Source organism: Niallia nealsonii (assembly GCF_002835805.1).
GTDB classification, from domain to species: Bacteria; Bacillota; Bacilli; order Bacillales; family Cytobacillaceae; genus Niallia; species Niallia nealsonii.
Map to the genome: position 1 here is coordinate 91,648 of NZ_PISE01000013.1, position 20,298 is coordinate 111,945.

Here is a 20,298-nt window from a genome sequence, read left to right on the forward strand (position 1 = left end):
TTTCCTGCATGTACAGGATAAATTAGCAGTGCAGGAGAGTTTGGTGAAAATAGGAATGGAGTTTTTCGGTATAAGCGAAATAGAAATGCCTTGCTAATTATTAAGTTTGCTTTTAGAAAAAGATCATTAATTTGTTTAAAAGGTGATTGTATGTGATGAAAAATAGAATATTGTATTTTAGTATATCAGGTTTGTTTGCTTATTTATGTGTTTTTCTGCACTTGTATTTTTTTCTTCTTGTATTTTTTCTTTATACTTTGTGGCTTTTTTTTTCAAAAAAATTCACGTTGATTTTCCTGTGCAGCCTGTTATTTATTTTTGGATTATTTTTTCTTCGTGCTGACTTGGAAAATCGTCTTTCTTTTTCCCGATTGCTTCCGACTACTACAAAGTTCACTCTTCTTTTTTTAGAAGAACCAACAGTGGATGGTGATATGTTAAAAGGCGTTGCAAAAGAAACGAAAACAAATGAAAAAATACACTTCTCTTATAAAATAAAATCTGAAGTGGAAAAGGAATATGTTGAAAAGCTTTCTTTGCTTGGAAGAAGATGTTTAGTAATAGGTGAATTAGAGAAACCAGCTTCTGCAAGAAATGAATTTAATTTCGATTATAAAAAGTATTTATGGAACCATTCAATCTATTGGAATGTAAAAGCAGATACATTTATAGATAAGAATTGTTCTGATTCTTCGGTCAATCTTATCGATCGAATCAAAACAGAAAGACAATCAGGCATAAAGTGGATACAAGAAAAGTTTTCTAAAGAAACAAAAGGGGTTGCTATTGCACTTATATTTGGAGATAGACAGCTGATGGATGAAGGGATTCAAACCGCCTTTCAGAGATTGGGGATTATTCATTTATTAGCTATTTCAGGATCGCATATTATTATCCTTATTGCTATTTTTTATTTTTTGATGATTCGTTTTGGAATTACTAAAGAAAAAGCTATTACAATTATGTTGATTATATTGCCGGTATATGCTGTGTTAACAGGACTAAGTCCTAGTATAATTCGTGCAGTGGCCACTTCTGTACTCGTTCTTCTTAAGTTAAAAGTAAAAAAGCTTCGCTCATTTCCCTCCATTGATCTACTAAGTTTTGTTTTTCTTTTTTATATTTTTTTTCAGCCAAAAGTGATTTTTGATGTTGGTTTTATCTTATCTTTTACTGTCTGTTTATTTTTGCTGCTTTCTTCTTCTATTTTTATTAATTTATCCTCTAACATTATGTATAGACTGTTATTTCCTACATTTGTTTCTGAGTTTTCTGTATTACCTATTATTTTATCTTATTTTTATGAAATTCCCACGCTATCTCTTTTAGCTAATGTATTGTATATTCCATTCTACTCCATTATTGTTCTTCCCTATTTATTAATTGTGTTTGTCCTTTCCTTTTTTGTTCCTTTTATGATAGATATTTTATTGCTGCCAATGGATGTGATTTTATCTTATTCTAATCGTTTAATTATTCGATTATCTTCCTTTCCATTCAGTACCATCATATTAGGAAAGCCTTCTAACATCCTGTTGTTTTTTTATCTTTTAGCACCGATTATTTTTTTCTATCAATTTGAAAAAAATAACAGCTCCAGTCGCATCTATTTCCTGTTTATTCCGATTATCTTGGTTTTGATGCAGGTGATGGGAAATTATTATCATTCAGAGGGAGAGGTTTCCTTTATTGATGTTGGCCAAGGGGATAGTATTTTAATTAAGCTCCCGCAGCATCAAGGCATTTATTTAATTGATACAGGGGGAACCATAGAATTTGATAAAGAGAAGTGGCAGAAAAGAAATAATCCATATGAAGTAGGAAAAGATACATTGGTCCCTTTTTTAAAAAGTAAAGGCATTGCCACAATTGATAAATTAATATTGACACATGGAGATTTAGACCATATTGGCGGCAGTTTAGCAGTGGTTTCTTCGATTAGAGTAAAAGAAATCGTATTTCCAAAAACGAATCTTGAACCTGGAAAAGAAGAAAAGGAGATTTTGCAGCTTGCAGCTCAAAAAAGAATTCCTGTTTCCTATGTAAAAGGGGGACAATCATTTTTAAGTGGGGATACTCGCTTTTATATTTTATCTCCCCTGACAGAAAATATAGAAAATAAAAATGATGCATCTATTGTCATAAAAGCAAAAATAGGTGGTTTAAATTGGCTATTCACTGGTGATTTGGAAGAAAGCGGCGAACAATTATTATTAAGCAGATACCCTAATCTTAAAACTGATATATTAAAAATTGGTCATCATGGCAGCAAAACATCAACTTCGGAAAGCTTTCTTCAAAAAATTGAACCAAAAGCGGCGATTATTTCTGCTGGGAAAAATAATCGTTATGGCCATCCTCATAAAGCGGTTATTGATAGGCTGCAAAAAGCGCATATTACTACGTGGAGAACAGATCTAAATGGTGAAATAACCTATAAATTTTCAAAAAGGAAAGGCACCTTTTTTATGCAATTGCCATAAACTAAAAGCAAGAAGCAAAGAATCTAAGGGGTTCCTTCCTATCCTAGCTTGCAGCATACATGTATTGGCAAGGAAAAGATCTAATTGCTTTTTTTCTTTGTTAATGAAAAAAGCATAAGAGTAATAATGAAGCAGAAGGACTCTAACATACGCTACATTCTTTTTGGATGAACTAATTTAAAGAAAATACTTAACACAACTATTCCTTAAATGACAAGACTTTACACAAATAGAGGCAGGGATTTGAGGGAATAGTATAATCAGGTCGCACCGTTGCTTAATAAGTATCCTAGGCCTTATTGAGCAATGTTCATTATAGATTAAAAGAGGATATAATAAAAAGAATCCGTCCTGCGTTTATATAAATGGATATACTATTCCATTATAAGTGCAAATATGGACTCTTATTATATTCTCTTTTTATTTGGCTGTTTTCGTAAACTTTGTTGCTTTTAAAGGAGTAGGTTGATTTCCGTTCGAGGATGCTCGTTTTCCATGGGGCTCACCTGTCCCGCTAATCCCACAGGAGTCTCGCACCTTTCATTCCAATCCACTTGTTTTAACCATGGATTTACTCCTGGAAACGATCCGAAAAACAACAATCTTTTAGAAAACCGCTTTTTATTTTATAAGCATCGAGATAGTAGGGAAAATATTGTATTAAATTCTAAATAACATACGGATATTTTGCTTACCTCTTGTAAAAAAGAAAAAGCTTCTTTAGGATAGGAGAAAAGGATAGGTTGAAATTTTTAATGGGGAGAATTTTATGATAGAAGAATTATGGAAAAATGTAAAAAAGAAAAAGTTTTCGTCCATCTATTTATTTTATGGTGCTGAAACTTTTTTAGTAAATGAAACAAAACAATTATTAATTCAATCAGCAATTGATATAGATGAAGAAGATTTTAATTTATCTTCTTATGATTTAGAAGAGACGCCAATAGAAGCAATCTTAGAGGATGCAGAAACTATTCCTTTTTTTGGAGAGAGAAAAGTTATTGTTTTGCATAACCCAACTTTTTTGACTGCTGAAAAAACAAAGTCAAAAGTAGAGCATGATATCAAAAAATTAGAAGTATATTTACAAGAGCCCCCTCCTTATACGATTCTTGTGTTTATTGGAAGTTTTGAAAAGTTGGATGAAAGAAAAAAAATCACAAAAGAACTTAAAAAAAAGGCAGAAGTATTAGAGGCCAAAAAGCTAACCGAAGCAGAATTAAAAAAATGGATGAGACAAAGGGCAGCATACAACCAAGTAGAAATGGATGAAGAGGCCCTTGACACAATGCTTCAACTTGCTGGAACGAATCTTTTTTTATTAACAAGTGAAGTAGATAAAATGGCATTATATGTGCAAGATTCTCATTTGATCACAAAAGAAATTGTGGAAGAGTTAGTAGCAAAATCATTAGAGCAAAATATATTTTCATTGGTAGATAAGGTTATTTCCAGGAAAATAGATGAGGCTTTGCGCATTTATTATGACCTTATAAAACAAAATGAAGAACCATTAAAAATGTTAGCGATTATAACGAATCAATTCCGCCTTATTTATCAAGTAAAAGGACTTTCGAGGACTGGCTATGGACAACAGCAAATAGCATCTGTCTTAAAAGTTCATCCATTTCGAGTGAAATTAGCAGCAGGACAAGCCCAGAAATTTTCCGAACAAGAACTGCTGACATGCATCAACTTATTTGCCGAAGCTGATTATGGAATGAAAACAGGAAGCATGAATAAAAATATGATAATTGAAATGATTCTTTTTCAAATACATGATCGATTTAAGCAGAAATCTTATTGAAAAATTAGGATGAAGAAAAAACAGGAATTAATCAATTCCTGTTTTTTTGCATAACAAAAGGCTATCATTTTACATGATAGCCTGCGTTCACTCAATTAAGCGTTAATAGAATTTTTTCTTTTCGCTAAACGAGATTTTTTACGAGCAGCAGCATTTTTATGAATAAGACCTTTTGCAGCAGCTTTGTCTAATTTACTAGCAGCTTCTACAAAACTTTCATTTGCAGCAGTTGCGTCATTAAGAGCAATAGCAGCTTCAGCCTTTTTAACAGCAGTACGCATTGCAGATTTAACTGTAGTGTTTTGAGCGTTACGAGCATCACTAGTTTTCACGCGTTTAATCGCAGATTTGATATTTGGCATTTACGTTCACCTCCTAAAAAGAAGCATCGAGTGGCATATCCTCTCGATTTTACATTCCTAAAACAAACTTAAAGAACAAGTGATATTTTATCAAAATCAGATCGATAATGCAATACTATCCTTTTAATTTGCCGAAAACAACTTGATATTTATGATAAAAAGTTGTTGGAAAGAAAATTTAATACTTTTCTTTTCTCTAAAGTACTAGTGTAATGTATTCTGCTTTGATTAGTCAATATAGATTGATTTAAGCGGGTTCTTTTTTTGTGAATGTTTTTTCTTTTCCTAGGAAAAGATAGGAATAAATTGAACTATTGTTCTGGAAGGAGATCGTCATGAAGAATTCTATTGATTTAAGCAAGTATTCTGTAAGAACAGATTTAGCGATTGAAGCAAAAGAACTAGCGTTAAATAAGGCAAGTAAAATTCACAATGAGCCCAATCAATCTCAACTAGATGGTGTCATTATAAAAGAAAAAGATGAAAAGGGCATGAAAATCTCTTATGTGGAAGTGACGGAAAAGGGAGAAGAAATAATCGGCAAAAAAAAGGGGAAGTATTTAACGATAGAAGTGCTCGGCATTAGACAGCAAGACAGCGAGCTGCAAAGAGAAGTAGAAAAGGTATTTGCACAAGAGTTCTCCCAATTTTTAAAACAACTTAATATAGTAGAGGATGCCTCTTGTTTAATTGTCGGTTTAGGAAATTGGAATGTAACTCCTGATGCATTAGGTCCTCAAGTTTGTGAAAATGTGTTGGTTACAAGACATTTATATGAATTGCAGCCAGAAAATGTCCAAGAAGGGTATAGACCAGTCAGCGCCCTTGCTCCTGGGGTGATGGGACTGACCGGCATCGAAACAAGTGACATTATTAAAGGGGTAGTAGAAAAAACAAATCCTGATTTTATTATTGTAGTTGATGCCCTTGCGTCAAGGTCCATTGAACGTGTAAATGCTACTATTCAGGTTTCGGATACAGGTATTCATCCTGGATCTGGTGTTGGGAATAAAAGAAAAGAGTTAAGCGAAGCGACATTGGGAAGGCCTGTTATTGCCATTGGTGTACCGACAGTCGTTGATGCCGTTTCTATTACAAGTGATACGATAGACTATATATTAAAACATTTTGGCAAAGAATTAAAAGAAGGCAATAAACCTTCTAGAGCGCTAGCACCTGCGGGACTAAACTTTGGAGAGAAAAAAGTTTTAAAAGAAGAAGATTTGCCAGAAGAACATCATCGTAAAACGTTTTTGGGGATTATCGGAACACTGCCAGAAGAAGAAAAAAGAAAATTGATCTATGAAGTATTGTCGCCAATTGGCCATAATTTAATGGTTACACCAAAGGAAGTGGATGTATTTATTGAAGATATGTCTAACCTCCTTGCAAATGGTTTAAATGCTGCACTGCATCAAGCCATTAATCAAGATAATGTAGGTTTTAACACCCATTAACCACTTCATCTGACAGGGTACGTTGTAGACTTTATCTGCAATCTGAACTTAGAGAGAATGGAACGATTGGTTGAAATAAGAGCAGTAGGGGAGAAAAACACCTTGCTGTTCCTATTTTTCTTTCTAGTAATTTGTTCTATTTTCTCTAGCAAATACATAGCATTTTAGTAGAAGTGCTAGAAAAATAACAGAACATAATCCCTTCTATTCATCCACTTAATATAGAGTTTTGCTGAAGGAGGAAAAAAACATGAAAGGATTTACATTACGTGCAGCAGTGCTCGCCTTATTAATGTTTTTATGTGTTTTATTTGGTATGCAGCAGGCAAATAACGGCATAAAAAGTATGAAAGGGTATGAAGATGAAAAATTTGCAAATGCACTTGATTTTCAAAAAAATGATGGCAATTTAGAAGCATCTGTACTTGGCGAAGATGTTACCAGCCATGACTTGCAAAAAAAGAAACAACAACTAGAAGAAATGAAAGCATATAATTTATTTTCCAGTATGGGAAAAGGCGTAGCTGATGGAATGAATTCACTGGTTCGAAAGGGTGTAGATATTGCTGCTGATTTGATGGATAAAAAGGAGTAGCCGACCATTTTTTTTTAAGTTTGTTGCTTTTGACATAAGATGAAAAATAGTTTAGCAGCACTAAAACGGCCTGAATACACAGAGACTCCTGCAGGAAAAGTGAGCAATGGGAGAACCTGCAGCGAGAAGACCCACAGGTCACCTGCGGAAAACGAAGTGCATTTTAGGCTACGGGTTAAATAACAACAATCTATACGAATATAGCCTTTATTTTGTTGGGGAACTTGATTGAAAATAGGGAAGTTTGCGCATTTATTTAGTGGCCTAGATTAGTTTTGATTGAATCTTATTAATCACACTGCTATAATCAAAAATAGTGTACATGTGCGATTATTGTAGGAGTGAACAAGATGAACAGAGAAGAAATGTTAAAAAGACAATCTAAAATCCGGAATTTTTCCATTATTGCCCATATAGATCATGGTAAATCTACATTGGCTGATAGAATCTTAGAAAAAACGAATGCACTTACAGCAAGGGAGATGAAAAATCAGCTTCTTGATTCCATGGATTTAGAAAGAGAGCGTGGAATTACGATAAAGCTAAATTCCGTACAATTAAAATATCAGGCAAAAGATGGAGAAATCTATACATTGCATTTAATTGATACTCCTGGACATGTTGATTTTACATATGAGGTATCTCGTAGTTTAGCTGCATGCGAAGGAGCTGTTTTAGTAGTGGATGCAGCCCAAGGAATTGAAGCACAAACATTAGCCAATGTTTATTTGGCGATTGATAATGATTTGGAAATTGTTCCAGTTATCAATAAGATTGATTTGCCAAGTGCTGATCCAGAACGTGTCCGCAATGAAATTGAAGATGTAATCGGACTAGATGCACAAGATGCAGTGTTGGCTTCTGCAAAAGCTGGGATAGGAATTGAAGACATCTTAGAACAAATTGTAGAAAAGGTACCTGCACCAGAGGGGGATCCTGAGGCTCCTCTTAAAGCACTTATCTTTGATAGCTTATATGATGCCTACCGTGGGGTTGTAACATATATTCGTGTCGTAGACGGTACAGTAAAACTAGGCGATAAAATAAAAATGATGGCAACAGGCAAAGAGTTTGAAGTAATTGAAGTAGGTGTGTTTACACCAAAATCAACTCCAACAAAAGAATTATCTGTCGGAGATGTAGGGTACTTGACTGCAGCTATTAAAAATGTTGGGGATACTCGTGTTGGGGATACCATTACAAATGCCAAAAATGGGGCAACTGAAGCACTGCCTGGATATAGACGACTAAATCCAATGGTGTATTGCGGTCTTTATCCAATTGACAGTGCCAAGTTTAATGATCTTCGTGATGCATTAGAGAAGTTAGAGCTGAATGATTCTGCTCTTCAATTTGAACCGGAAACATCGCAAGCATTAGGTTTTGGATTCCGCTGTGGGTTCTTAGGATTGCTTCATATGGAAATTATTCAAGAACGCATTGAGCGTGAGTTTAAAATTGATTTAATTACAACGGCACCAAGTGTTATTTATCATGTAATTATGACAGATGGAACAGAAATTAACGTAGACAACCCATCTGCAATGCCTGATCCGCAAAAAATCGAACGCATTGAAGAACCATATGTGAAAGCGACGATGATGGCGCCTAATGAATACGTAGGAGCAATTATGGAACTATGTCAATTAAAGCGCGGAATATTCATTGACATGCAATACATGGATGAAACACGTGTGAAAATTGTGTACGAAATTCCTTTAGCTGAAATTGTATATGACTTCTTTGACCAACTAAAATCAAATACAAGAGGATATGCTTCATTCGACTATGAGCTAATTGGCTATCAGCCATCAACCCTTGTGAAAATGGATATTCTCTTAAACAATGAACAAGTGGATGCTTTAAGCTTTATTGTCCATAAAGATTTTGCATATGAACGTGGGAAAGTGATTGTGGAAAAATTGAAAGAGCTCATTCCTCGCCAGCAGTTTGAAGTGCCAATTCAAGCAGCTGTTGGGCAGAAGATTATTGCTCGTTCTACAATAAAAGCCATGAGGAAAAACGTGCTTGCTAAATGTTATGGCGGTGATATTTCCCGTAAACGTAAGCTTTTGGAAAAACAAAAAGAAGGTAAAAAGCGAATGAAGCAAGTAGGGTCGGTAGAAGTGCCGCAAGAAGCGTTTATGGCTGTGTTGAAAATGGATGACAGCAGCAATACGAAAAAATAATATAAAGAACGAGGTTAGGCTGCTAGTTTTGCGCTAACCTCTTTTCTTATTTGTTTATCTATTTTTGACTTTGATAATAAAAATATAATAAAGCAAAAAAGGTTGTGAAAAATTGATAAAAGCTGCGTATATCCATATTCCCTTTTGTGAACATATTTGCCACTATTGTGATTTTAACAAAGTGTTTTTAAAGGGACAGCCTGTGGATCAATATTTAGATGCGTTAGAACAAGAAATAAAATTAACGGTGGCGCAGTATGGTAAAACGCCTCTTTCTACTATTTTTGTTGGTGGAGGAACGCCTACAGCATTATCTGTTTCCCAATTAGAGCGATTATGTGCCATGATAAAAAAAAATTTAGCAATGGAAGAAGAAGTGGAGTATACATTTGAAGCAAACCCTGGAGAAATAACAGCAGAAAAATTACAGACTCTTTACAATGGCGGCGTAAACCGTTTGAGTTTTGGCGTCCAATCTTTTCATAATGAGCTTTTAAAAAAAATTGGCAGAACACATAAAGCAGAGGATGTTTTTCACTCTATTGAAGATGCGAAAAAAATTGGTTTTAAGAATATTAGTGTCGATTTAATTTACAGTTTGCCAGGTCAAACGGTAGAAGATTTTAAAGATACACTAACAACGGCATTTACCTTAGATATCGAGCATTTTTCTGGATATTCCTTGATTATCGAACCTAAAACTGTTTTTTATAATTTAAGAAGAAAGGGCAAACTTCCTACACCAGGGGAAGATGCGGAAGCAGCAATGTATGCATTGCTAATGGAAGAAATGGATAAAAATGGCTATAAGCAATATGAAATCAGCAACTTTGCTAAACCGGGCTTCGAAAGTAAACATAATTTAACTTATTGGAATAACGAAGAGTATTTTGGTTTTGGAGCAGGTGCACATGGATATGTAGCAGGAAAAAGAGTTTCTAATTTTGGACCTCTAAAAAAATATATGGAGCCTCTTGCACAAAAAAGATTGCCTGTTATGGAAGAACATCATGTTACAAAAGTGGAAATGATGGAAGAAGAATTGTTTTTAGGCTTGCGGAAAAATGAAGGGGTAAACTTGACATTATTTGGACAAAAATATAATCAAGAGGTTCTTGAACTTTTTCATATTGAAATAGAAGAGCTAATGAAAAGGGAGTTAATTGTCATAAATAATCGATTCTTGCAATTAACAGACAAAGGGCGCTTTTTAGGGAATGAAGTATTTCAATCTTTTATCGGGACGCTTACTGAATGATAGTAAATATGGCAAAACATCTGTAAAAGAGTAAAGTTTTGTACAAAACAATAATAAGTTTATAATTTTTCTGTGAGAAAAAGAAGCAAATTATTGACATAGTCCCTGTATATTTGATAATTTATAAATAGATTTAGCACTCGTTAAGAGAGAGTGCTAACAGAGGTGATGAATGTGTTAACGCATCGTCAATTATTAATTTTACAAGTGATTATTGATGATTTTATATCGACCGCACAACCTGTTGGCTCAAGAAGTTTGTCGAAGAAAGAAGAAATAACCTTCAGTTCGGCGACTATCCGCAATGAAATGGCTGATCTGGAAGAGTCGGGATATTTAGAAAAAACACACTCTTCTTCCGGTAGGGTTCCATCGGAAAAAGGATATCGCTTTTATGTGGATCATTTATTGGCACCACAAAAGCTTAACAAGACAGATATGGTAAAGATTAATTCGGTTTTTGCCGAAAAAATATATGAATTAGAAAAAATTGTGCAAAGATCAGCGAAAATATTGTCAGATTTAACTAATTATACTACTATAGTTCTTGGGCCAGCTGTAAAAGAAAATAAGCTGAAAAGAATCCAAATTGTTCCTTTAAATAAACATACTGCGACCGCTATTATTGTTACAGACACTGGTCATGTTGAAAATAGAATGTTTCAATTGCCTGAATCTGTTGATGCAAGCGAAATAGAAAAAGTGGTCAATATACTAAATGCGAGGTTGCTAGGAGTTTCTCTTGATAAATTGCATAATAAAATATATAAAGAAGTGGCATCAATATTAAGGCAGCATATTAGCCACTATGATTACTTTATCAAATCCTTATCAGAGACAGTGAAAATCGACAGCCATGAAAAATTATTTTTCGGCGGCAAAACAAATATTCTGAGTCAACCAGAGTTTCATGATATTGGAAAAATCAGAAACCTTCTTAACATGATAGACACAGAAGAGGGAATCCATGATTTGATTCGCAATACTTCAGCAGAAATCAGCATTAAAATTGGCACAGAAAATAAAAATAGTGCAATGGATAATTGCAGTGTCATTTCAGCGTCGTATAGCATCGGCAATGAGCAATTAGGATCTATAGCTATATTGGGGCCAACCAGAATGGAGTATTCCCGTGTAATCAGTCTTTTGCAATTTTTGTCACAGGACTTAACAAAAGTTTTAACAAATTTGTATCAAAAATAAAACATGCTTTAAAATAATAAAGCTGTTCTCACGATTTTTGTGAAAGGTCTCCCTTTGAAAATTTTTTCGAGCAGAAATAACAAGGGAGACAGTATTAATAAGCGTTTCATTTAAGGGAGGTGAACATTTTGGCAGAAGAAAAAACAACACAGAATGAAGAATTAGAACAAAATGCTAGTGAGCTGCAGGAAGAAGTAGTAGAAGAAGTGTTTGAAGAAGTGCAAGCAGAATTCTCTGACGAAGAAACTTTAAAAGCAGCAGAATCAAAAATAGCTGAATTAGAAGCTAAACTAGAAAATGAAGCAAATCGATATCTTCGTCTTCAAGCTGATTTTGATAATTCCCGTCGCAGAGCAAGGCTGGATTTAGAAGCGGCGCAAACATATAGAGCTCAAAGTTTAGTCGTAGATTTACTGCCAGCGATTGATAATTTTGAAAGAGCGCTAAAAATGGAAGCAACCGAAGAACAGGCCCAAAGCTTATTTACTGGGATGGAAATGGTGTACAGAGGTTTGTTGGAAGCTCTTAAAAAAGAAGGCGTAGAAGCAATTGAGTCCGTTGGTTCAGAGTTTGATCCCCATCTTCATCAGGCAGTAATGCAAGTAGAAGTAGAAGGAACAGAGCCGAATATTGTAGTAGAAGAGTTTCAAAAAGGGTATAAGCTAAAAGATAGAGTAATTCGACCAGCGATGGTAAAAGTAAGTCAATAAAAACATTACATATAAAAATTGGAGGGATATTCCATGAGTAAAATTATTGGAATCGATTTAGGTACAACAAACTCATGTGTTGCTGTACTAGAAGGTGGAGAACCAAAAGTTATTCCAAATCCAGAAGGAAACCGTACTGCTCCATCTGTTGTAGCATTTAAAAATGGAGAAAGACAAGTAGGAGAAGTAGCAAAACGCCAATCTATTACAAATCCAAATACGATTATGTCCATTAAACGTCATATGGGTACAGACTATAAAGTAGAAGTAGAAGGCAAAAACTATTCTCCACAAGAGATTTCAGCTATTATTCTTCAATACTTAAAAGGTTATGCAGAAGAATATTTAGGAGAGAAAGTAACAAAAGCAGTTATCACTGTTCCTGCGTACTTCAATGATGCAGAGCGCCAAGCGACGAAAGACGCTGGTAAAATTGCTGGTTTAGAAGTAGAACGCATTATTAATGAACCAACGGCTGCAGCACTTGCATATGGTCTTGATAAAACAGACGAAGATCAAACAATTCTTGTTTATGACCTTGGCGGCGGTACATTTGATGTTTCTATTCTAGAGCTTGGCGATGGCGTATTCGAAGTTAAATCTACTGCTGGTGATAATCGTCTTGGCGGAGATGACTTTGACCAAGTAATCATTGATTATTTAGTAGATCAGTTCAAAAAAGAAAATGGCATTGATTTAAGCAAAGATAAAATGGCTCTTCAACGTTTAAAAGATGCAGCTGAAAAAGCGAAAAAAGATTTATCAGGTGTGGCATCTACACAAATTTCTTTACCATTTATCACAGCTGGAGAAGCTGGACCGCTTCATTTGGAAGTAACACTTTCAAGAGCAAAATTCGAAGAGATTTCAGCTGACTTAGTAGAGCGTACTATGGGTCCTACTCGTCAAGCATTAAAAGATGCAGGCTTAAGCACTTCTGAAATTGATAAAGTTATTCTGGTTGGTGGATCTACTCGTATCCCTGCTGTACAAGAAGCGATCAAAAAAGAAATTGGCAAAGAGCCTCATAGAGGTGTAAACCCAGATGAAGTTGTTGCTATGGGTGCAGCAATTCAAGGTGGAGTTATCACTGGTGATGTAAAAGACGTTGTATTGCTTGACGTTACACCACTTTCTTTAGGTATTGAAACAATGGGTGGAGTATTTACAAAATTAATCGACCGTAACACAACGATCCCAACATCTAAATCACAAGTATTCTCAACTGCTGCAGATAGCCAAACAGCTGTTGATATCCATGTGCTTCAAGGGGAACGCCCAATGGCTGCAGATAACAAGACATTAGGCAGATTCCAATTGGCAGATATTCCGCCAGCACCACGCGGAATCCCACAAATTGAAGTATCATTTGATATTGATAAAAATGGTATTGTAAATGTTCGTGCTAAAGATCTTGGCACAAACAAAGAACAAACTATTACAATTAAATCTTCTACTGGATTATCTGATGAAGACATTGACAAAATGGTAAGAGAAGCAGAAGAAAATGCAGAAGCAGATAAATTGCGTAAAGAAGAAGTAGAACTTCGCAATGAAGCAGATCAATTAGTTTTCACTACAGAAAAAACATTAAAAGATCTGGAAGGCAAAGTAGATGAAAGTGAAGTTGCAAAAGCAAACGAAGCGAAAGATGCGTTAAAAGCAGCGATTGAGAAAAACGAATTAGAAGAAATTCGTACTGCAAAAGATGCATTGCAAGAAATCGTGCAAAATCTTTCGATGAAACTTTACGAAGAAGCTGCAAAACAAGCACAAGCTGCACAAGGCGCAGAAGGCCAATCTACTGGTAAAGATGACAATGTGGTAGATGCAGAATTCGAAGAAGTAAAAGACGATAAATAAGCATAAGAAAGTCTAAAAAGTCAAAGTCAGGTTATTCTTGGCTTTGGCTTTTTCTCTTGTTGCACCGTAAGAGAAGTTTGATAAAAAATATGTAAACTATTGTACTTTAGTATAGCGAAATGATACAATAGCATCTATGTGAAAAGAATCGGGGAGTGGTAATCATGAACAAACGAGATTACTATGAGGTCCTTGGAGTAAGTAACTCGGCCTCTAAGGATGAAATAAAAAAGGCATATCGAAAGCTTTCAAAAAAATATCATCCAGATATTAATAAAGAAGCAGATGCAGATGAAAAATTTAAAGAAGTAAAAGAAGCTTATGAAGTATTAAGCGATGATCAAAAACGTGCTCACTATGACCAGTTTGGCCATACTGATCCGAATCAAGGGTTTGGCGGGGGAGCAGGAGATTTTGGCGGCTTTGGCGGTTTTGAAGATATTTTTAACAGCTTTTTTGGCGGAGGCGGAGGCGGCAGAAGACGCGATCCGAATGCACCAAGACAGGGAGCGGACCTGCAGTATACAATGACTCTTTCTTTTGAAGAAGCTGCATTTGGCAAAGAAACTGAAATTGAAATACCAAGAGAAGAAACTTGTGAAACATGCAGCGGCTCGGGTGCGAAGCCAGGAACAAAACCTGTAACATGTAAGCAGTGTAGTGGAACAGGTCAAATCAATGTCGAGCAAAATACACCATTTGGCCGCATTGTGAATAGAAGAACATGTAACCATTGTAACGGTACAGGCAAGGAAATTAAGCATAAATGTTCAACATGTGGCGGTGCAGGCAAAGTGAAAAAACGCCGCAAAATCGCTGTTAAGATTCCAGCAGGCATAGATGATGGCCAACAATTGCGTGTAAGCGGCCAAGGAGAGCCAGGAGTAAATGGCGGACCAGCTGGAGACTTATATGTTGTATTCCATGTTCGAGCACATGAATTTTTTGAACGTGATGGAGAAGATGTTTATTGCGAGATGCCGATTACATTTGTTCAAGCAGCGATTGGAGACGAAGTAGAGGTTCCGACTCTTCACGGCAAGATTAAGCTGAAAGTGCCAGCAGGAACACAAACGGGAACAAAATTCCGTCTTAGAGGCAAAGGAATAACAAATGTGCGTGGATATGGCATTGGGGATCAGCATGTGATTGTGCGCTTAATTACTCCAACTAAATTAACAGATAAACAGAAACAATTATTGCAAGAATTTGCAGAAGTAACTGGAGATTCTCCAAGAGGAGAAGAAGAAGAAGGCTTCTTCTCAAAAGTAAAAAGAGCCTTTAAAGGTGAATAATGAAGATGGAGTTGGTAGAGATGAAATGGTCAGAAATCAGTATTCATACAACAAATGAAGCGATTGAACCTATTTCTAATATTTTGCATGAAGCAGGAGCAAGCGGAGTAGTTATTGAAGATCCTTTTGAATTAAGTAAAGAAAGAGAAGACCGTTTCGGCGAAATCTACCAATTAAATCCTGATGATTATCCTGAAGAAGGTGTCATAGTAAAAGCTTATTTGCCTATTAATAGTTTTCTTGGAGAAACGGTTGAGGAAATTAAAGAAGCAATTAATAACCTTGTGTTATTTAATATCGATATAGGATTAAATAAAGTTTCTATTATGGAAGTAAATGAGGAAGAATGGGCTACTGCCTGGAAAAAATATTATCACCCTGTTAAAATCTCTGAAAAATTTACAATTGTGCCAACATGGGAAGATTATACGCCTGTTAACAGCGATGAATTAATCATTGAGCTAGATCCTGGAATGGCTTTTGGCACAGGAACACATCCTACAACAGTATTATGCATCCAAGCTTTGGAAAGAATAGTAGAAAAAGACGATGTAGTAATTGATGTCGGCACAGGTTCAGGTGTTTTAAGCATCGCTGCAGCAATGCTTAAAGCGAAATCTGTGTTAGCACTTGATTTAGATGAAGTAGCAGTAAATTCAGCAAAACTAAATCTAAAGTTAAATAAAGTGCAGGAAGTCGCATCAGTTAAACAAAATAATCTTTTAAATGACATTCAAGAACAGGCAGATGTGATTGTTGCGAATATTTTAGCTGAAATCATTATTCGCTTTACAGATGATGTGCATCGCTTATTAAATAAGGATGGTTATTTTATCGCTTCTGGAATTATTTCCCAGAAAAAAGAAGAAGTGAAAGAGGCGATAGTAGCATCTGGGCTAGAAATTATAGAAATAGTTCAAATGGAAGACTGGGTTAGCATTACTGCTAAAAAAATTCATTAATAAATCATGCAGGAGTTTTGGTTGTCTTATTTTAGGCGGACAAAACTCCTCTGCTAATTATTAGAACTTGAAGCATATGTTAAAATAAAGGCAGGTTTTTTTATTGCAGAGGTATTTTGCAGAAAATGTAGAAGATATTTTTTATATTGAAGAGGAAGATTTCCATCATATAACAAGAGTTATGCGCATGAAGTTTGGTGATGAACTATATTGCGTAAACCATCAAGAGCAAGCTGCTCGCTGTTCTATAGAAAAAATTACCGAAAACCAAGTCGTTGCTAAAGTGGTACAATGGATAGAAGAAAAGAAAGAACTTCCAGTTTCTGTTTCGATTGTGAGCGGACTGCCGAAAGGGGATAAGCTTGAATGGATTATACAAAAAGGTACAGAACTAGGAGCATCTAAGTTTATCCCTTTTATTGCAGCTCGCTCCGTTGTTAAATGGGACGAGAAAAAGTCCGATAAAAAACTTGTCCGCTGGAATAAAATTGCCAAGGAAGCAGCAGAACAGTCCCATCGCCATAGAATGCCTGAAGTAATGGCTCCAGTAAAACTCAAAGGATTAATAGAACTTGGAAGTTACTATGACCTTAAACTAATTGCTTATGAAGAGGAAGCAAAAGCCGGCGAAATTTCGATTTTAGCAAGCAATTTAAAACAGCTTGAGTACGGCAAGTCGATATTAGTTGTATTTGGCCCGGAAGGCGGTTTAACAGAAGCTGAAGTAACAGCATTAAAGGAAAATGGTTTTCAAACATGCGGGTTGGGACCAAGGATTTTAAGAACAGAAACAGCACCCCTTTATTTATTATCTGCTGTTTCCTACCATTATGAATTATTGAGGTGACGAAAAATGCCAACAGTTGCATTTCACACATTAGGCTGTAAAGTAAATCATTATGAAACAGAAGCTATATGGCAGCTTTTTAAAGAACAAGGATACGAACGAGTAGAGTATGAAAATATGTCAGATGTATATGTTATCAATACATGTACGGTAACTAATACAGGGGATAAAAAAAGCCGTCAAGTAATTCGACGTGCTGTCCGCAAAAATCCTAATGGGGTAATTTGTGTAACGGGATGTTATGCACAAACATCACCAGCAGAAATTATGGCTATTCCTGGCGTAGACATTGTTGTCGGCACACAAGACCGAGTGAAAATGCTTGAATATATTGAGCGATATAAAGAAGAAAGACAGCCAATCAATGCAGTCGGAAATATCATGAAAAATCGTGTATACGAAGAATTAGATGTTCCTGCATTTACTGATCGAACAAGAGCTTCTTTAAAGATTCAAGAAGGGTGCAATAATTTCTGCACATTCTGTATTATTCCATGGGCAAGAGGGTTAATGCGTTCTAGAGATCCAAAAGAAGTAATCAGACAAGCACAGCAATTAGTGGATGCTGGCTACAAAGAGATTGTTTTAACCGGAATTCACACTGGCGGATATGGGGAAGATATGAAAGATTATAACTTGGCTACTCTTCTTCGTGAACTAGAAGCAAAGATAAAAGGATTAAAGCGTCTCCGCATTTCTTCTATTGAAGCAAGTCAAATTACGGATGAAGTAATCGAAGTATTGGATCAGTCCAATATTGTTGTAAATCATCTTCATATTCCTATTCAATCAGGCTCTAACACTGTATTAAAGCGGATGAGAAGGAAGTATACAATGGAATTTTTTGCGGAGCGAATTACACGCTTAAAAGAAGCGTTGCCTGGACTTGCCATCACATCCGATGTAATTGTTGGTTTCCCAGGAGAAACAGAAGAAGAATTTATGGAAACTTATAATTTTATTAAAGAACATAAATTCTCGGAACTTCATGTATTCCCGTATTCAAAACGTACTGGAACTCCTGCAGCTCGAATGGAAGATCAAATTGATGAGGAAATTAAAAATGAACGAGTGCACCGTTTAATTGCATTATCTGATCAATTGGCAAAAGAGTATGCTTCCAACTATGAAGGAGCAGTAGTGGAAGTCATTCCAGAAGAAGTATATAAAGACACAGCAAATGGCGAATTATATGTTGGCTATACAGATAACTATCTTAAAGTTGTTTTTCCGGCAACAGAAGAAATGGTTGGTCAAATTGTAAAAGTGAAAATTACAAAAGCTGGTTATCCTGTCAACGAAGGACAATTTGTTCGTGTTATGGATGCAGTTGAACAGAAACAAGCAATAAGTTAAATAGAAGAAGCGCCCTGTTATCTTATCCTTATAATATTATCTTGATATAATAGATGGAAGGTACAGGCGCTTTTTTTAATGACCAAAAATAGTTTGTGAAAAGTATGATACATATTGATTAAAGGAGAAAAAGAAAATGAATAAAATTGCTGGAATGATTGATCATACATTGCTAAAACCAGAAGCAACAAAACAACAAATTATTTTATTATGTAAAGAAGCAAAAGAGTATTTATTTGCTTCTGTATGTGTAAATCCGACATGGGTAAAAACAGCAAGTGAATTATTGGCTGGCACAACGGTAAAAGTTTGTACCGTAATTGGATTTCCTTTAGGTGCAAGCACAAGTGCCACAAAAGCTTTTGAAACAAAAGATGCAATTGAAAACGGCGCAACAGAAGTAGATATGGTGATCAACATCGGTGCATTAAAAGATAGAGACTTTGAGTTAGTAAAAGCAGATATTAAAGCAGTGGTAGATGCTGCAGGAAATAAAGCTTTAACAAAAGTAATTATTGAAACAAGCCTTTTAACAGATGAAGAAAAAGAAAAGGCGTGTCGTTTAGCTGTGGAAGCAGGCGCTGATTTTGTTAAAACATCTACTGGATTTTCAACTGGTGGAGCAACTATTACAGATATCCAATTAATGAGAAAAACAGTTGGCCCAGATATTGGCGTAAAAGCCTCAGGTGGAGTAAGAAGCAGTGAAGATACACAAAAAATGGTAGAATCTGGAGCAACGAGAATCGGAGCAAGTTCAGGTGTTGCTATTGTTACTGGTTTAACAAGCACATCAGACTATTAAAAAATAAAAGCTCTAAAATAGGGTGTTATATCTGGTGTTAAACGAAAAGTAAAGTCCTAAAAATAGGGCTTTTTTTGTTTTATCTTGATTGAGTTTGTTTTAAAAAGATGGACCAGGGGTATAATTCTTAACAGTTAAAAGATAAAGGAGAGCACCAGATGAAAAAAATATGGATAAGTTTGTCGATTATGACGGGACTTGCTTTAGGATTAGCTGCTTGCAGTCAAAATGATAATAAGCAACAATCAGCAAATAATGCAGATAATCAGGGAACAAATGCAAATAATTCAACTGCTAACAATGAAAGTGATTCACTAGCTAAGGAAAATTTAAAGGTAAATATAGAAGATGCAGTGAAAACATTTCAAGATAAATATCCGGACGCTGCTATTACTGAGATGTCATTAGATAGTGACTTTGGAAAATGGCATTATGAAGTAGAGGGAATTAATGAACGAAATCAATATGAAGTAGAAATAGACGCGAATAATGGCGAATTGAATGTAAAAGAAGAAGAGAAATTAGATGCAGAAGATGCAAATGGTGTTAAAAAAGAAAAAGAAGCATTAAATTTGGATAATTTAATTACACAAGAAAAATTATTTAATATCGTAAATGATGCACAAAAAGGAGCCATTACACAATGGAGCTTAGAGAAAGAGTCAGCTTCTACTTATTTTGATGTATCAGTAGAAGAACAGTTAAAAGAATATGAAGTCAGCGTTGATGCACAAACTGGAGAAATTTTAGAAAAAAAACAAGATAATTAAGCACAAAAAAATTTTTAATAAAAAACTGCAGATAGTCTGAAAACTGGTCTTACCCCTGTCAAGTAGACAGCACAAAAAAACTATGCAACTAACGCGTGTCGGTACTCAACTGGCGCGCGTTGTTTTAGTCTTTTTTGAAAACGTTTATAATTATAATGATAAATATATTCCTCAATTGCTTGTTTAATTTCTTCTTCTAATTTACACTCTATCCTATACAACTTCTCTGTTTTGAGATGTGAAAAGAAGGATTCAATGCAGGCGTTATCCAGGCAGTTTCCTTTGCGAGAGTGGCTGCCTTTAATGCCATATTCCTCTAATCAATCGTTTGTTGTA

The 20,298-nt window shown here is 35.3% G+C and carries 16 protein-coding genes and 1 pseudogene; 15 read left to right on the forward strand and 2 right to left on the reverse strand.

What is annotated here, in order from left to right:
- Nucleotides 1-155 precede the first annotated feature (155 nt).
- Entirely contained in the window at nt 156-2,483 is a 2,328-nt protein-coding gene (locus CWS01_RS06770; protein ID WP_101176438.1) for a DNA internalization-related competence protein ComEC/Rec2, read from the forward strand.
- 769 nt (nt 2,484-3,252) lie between these two features.
- Nucleotides 3,253-4,290, forward strand: coding sequence for a DNA polymerase III subunit delta (holA, locus tag CWS01_RS06775; protein WP_101176439.1), 1,038 nt, complete (start codon nt 3,253-3,255; stop codon nt 4,288-4,290).
- A 95-nt stretch (nt 4,291-4,385) separates the two neighbouring features.
- Here the strand turns inward: holA and rpsT are convergent, their stop codons facing one another.
- Entirely contained in the window at nt 4,386-4,652 is a 267-nt protein-coding gene (gene rpsT, locus CWS01_RS06780) for a 30S ribosomal protein S20 (RefSeq protein WP_101176440.1), read from the reverse strand.
- Between the two features lie 335 nt (nt 4,653-4,987).
- Between rpsT and gpr the strand changes: the two genes are divergently transcribed.
- The 13 genes from gpr (at nt 4,988) to CWS01_RS06845 (ending at nt 19,962) form a co-directional block, all read left to right on the forward strand.
- Nucleotides 4,988-6,109: a GPR endopeptidase gene (gene gpr / locus CWS01_RS06785; RefSeq protein WP_101176441.1), complete on the forward strand. Its 1,122-nt coding sequence runs from the start codon at nt 4,988-4,990 to the stop codon at nt 6,107-6,109.
- 250 nt (nt 6,110-6,359) lie between these two features.
- Nucleotides 6,360-6,704 carry a DUF3679 domain-containing protein gene (locus tag CWS01_RS06790; protein ID WP_101176442.1) on the forward strand — a complete coding sequence of 115 codons (345 nt, stop codon included), beginning with the start codon at nt 6,360-6,362 and terminating at the stop codon, nt 6,702-6,704.
- 350 nt (nt 6,705-7,054) lie between these two features.
- On the forward strand, nt 7,055-8,893 hold the full coding sequence (gene lepA / locus CWS01_RS06795; RefSeq protein ID WP_101176443.1) for a translation elongation factor 4: 1,839 nt from the start codon (nt 7,055-7,057) through the stop codon (nt 8,891-8,893).
- A gap of 112 nt (nt 8,894-9,005) precedes the next feature.
- Nucleotides 9,006-10,151 (forward strand): radical SAM family heme chaperone HemW, encoded by a 1,146-nt coding sequence (gene hemW / locus CWS01_RS06800; RefSeq protein ID WP_101176444.1) that lies wholly within the window; start codon nt 9,006-9,008, stop codon nt 10,149-10,151.
- A gap of 174 nt (nt 10,152-10,325) precedes the next feature.
- On the forward strand, nt 10,326-11,354 hold the full coding sequence (hrcA, locus tag CWS01_RS06805) for a heat-inducible transcriptional repressor HrcA (protein ID WP_101176445.1): 1,029 nt from the start codon (nt 10,326-10,328) through the stop codon (nt 11,352-11,354).
- A gap of 128 nt (nt 11,355-11,482) precedes the next feature.
- A complete protein-coding gene (gene grpE / locus CWS01_RS06810; protein ID WP_193603758.1) occupies nt 11,483-12,064 on the forward strand; it encodes a nucleotide exchange factor GrpE in 582 nt (193 codons plus the stop codon).
- Nucleotides 12,065-12,097: 33 nt separating this feature from the next.
- The gene (dnaK, locus tag CWS01_RS06815; protein WP_101176446.1) at nt 12,098-13,927 is read left to right on the forward strand and encodes a molecular chaperone DnaK; all 1,830 of its coding nucleotides are present in this window, start codon (nt 12,098-12,100) and stop codon (nt 13,925-13,927) included.
- A 164-nt stretch (nt 13,928-14,091) separates the two neighbouring features.
- Nucleotides 14,092-15,222 carry a molecular chaperone DnaJ gene (gene dnaJ, locus CWS01_RS06820; RefSeq protein ID WP_101176447.1) on the forward strand — a complete coding sequence of 377 codons (1,131 nt, stop codon included), beginning with the start codon at nt 14,092-14,094 and terminating at the stop codon, nt 15,220-15,222.
- A gap of 20 nt (nt 15,223-15,242) precedes the next feature.
- Nucleotides 15,243-16,184 carry a 50S ribosomal protein L11 methyltransferase gene (gene prmA / locus CWS01_RS06825; protein WP_101176455.1) on the forward strand — a complete coding sequence of 314 codons (942 nt, stop codon included), beginning with the start codon at nt 15,243-15,245 and terminating at the stop codon, nt 16,182-16,184.
- 103 nt (nt 16,185-16,287) lie between these two features.
- Nucleotides 16,288-17,031 carry a 16S rRNA (uracil(1498)-N(3))-methyltransferase gene (locus CWS01_RS06830; protein WP_101176448.1) on the forward strand — a complete coding sequence of 248 codons (744 nt, stop codon included), beginning with the start codon at nt 16,288-16,290 and terminating at the stop codon, nt 17,029-17,031.
- Between the two features lie 6 nt (nt 17,032-17,037).
- Nucleotides 17,038-18,387 carry a tRNA (N(6)-L-threonylcarbamoyladenosine(37)-C(2))-methylthiotransferase MtaB gene (mtaB, locus tag CWS01_RS06835; protein ID WP_101176449.1) on the forward strand — a complete coding sequence of 450 codons (1,350 nt, stop codon included), beginning with the start codon at nt 17,038-17,040 and terminating at the stop codon, nt 18,385-18,387.
- A 136-nt stretch (nt 18,388-18,523) separates the two neighbouring features.
- Entirely contained in the window at nt 18,524-19,192 is a 669-nt protein-coding gene (gene deoC / locus CWS01_RS06840) for a deoxyribose-phosphate aldolase (RefSeq protein ID WP_101176450.1), read from the forward strand.
- Between the two features lie 158 nt (nt 19,193-19,350).
- Nucleotides 19,351-19,962 carry a PepSY domain-containing protein gene (locus CWS01_RS06845; RefSeq protein WP_101176451.1) on the forward strand — a complete coding sequence of 204 codons (612 nt, stop codon included), beginning with the start codon at nt 19,351-19,353 and terminating at the stop codon, nt 19,960-19,962.
- Nucleotides 19,963-20,042: 80 nt separating this feature from the next.
- Here CWS01_RS06845 and CWS01_RS06850 read toward each other — a convergent pair.
- A pseudogene (locus tag CWS01_RS06850) lies at nt 20,043-20,282 on the reverse strand (IS3 family transposase); the annotation flags it as partial.
- Nucleotides 20,283-20,298 lie beyond the last annotated feature (16 nt).

Excerpts from the sequence above, each read along its gene's own strand:
- CWS01_RS06770 (WP_101176438.1), top strand. The coding sequence starts at position 156 with ATGAAAAATAGAATATTGTATTTTAGTATATCAGGTTTGTTTGCTTAT.
- holA (WP_101176439.1), top strand. The coding sequence starts at position 3,253 with ATGATAGAAGAATTATGGAAAAATGTAAAAAAGAAAAAGTTTTCGTCC.
- rpsT (WP_101176440.1), bottom strand. The coding sequence starts at position 4,652 with ATGCCAAATATCAAATCTGCGATTAAACGCGTGAAAACTAGTGATGCT.
- gpr (WP_101176441.1), top strand. The coding sequence starts at position 4,988 with ATGAAGAATTCTATTGATTTAAGCAAGTATTCTGTAAGAACAGATTTA.
- CWS01_RS06790 (WP_101176442.1), top strand. The coding sequence starts at position 6,360 with ATGAAAGGATTTACATTACGTGCAGCAGTGCTCGCCTTATTAATGTTT.
- lepA (WP_101176443.1), top strand. The coding sequence starts at position 7,055 with ATGAACAGAGAAGAAATGTTAAAAAGACAATCTAAAATCCGGAATTTT.
- dnaK (WP_101176446.1), top strand. The coding sequence starts at position 12,098 with ATGAGTAAAATTATTGGAATCGATTTAGGTACAACAAACTCATGTGTT.
- dnaJ (WP_101176447.1), top strand. The coding sequence starts at position 14,092 with ATGAACAAACGAGATTACTATGAGGTCCTTGGAGTAAGTAACTCGGCC.
- prmA (WP_101176455.1), top strand. The coding sequence starts at position 15,243 with ATGAAATGGTCAGAAATCAGTATTCATACAACAAATGAAGCGATTGAA.
- mtaB (WP_101176449.1), top strand. The coding sequence starts at position 17,038 with ATGCCAACAGTTGCATTTCACACATTAGGCTGTAAAGTAAATCATTAT.
- deoC (WP_101176450.1), top strand. The coding sequence starts at position 18,524 with ATGAATAAAATTGCTGGAATGATTGATCATACATTGCTAAAACCAGAA.
- CWS01_RS06845 (WP_101176451.1), top strand. The coding sequence starts at position 19,351 with ATGAAAAAAATATGGATAAGTTTGTCGATTATGACGGGACTTGCTTTA.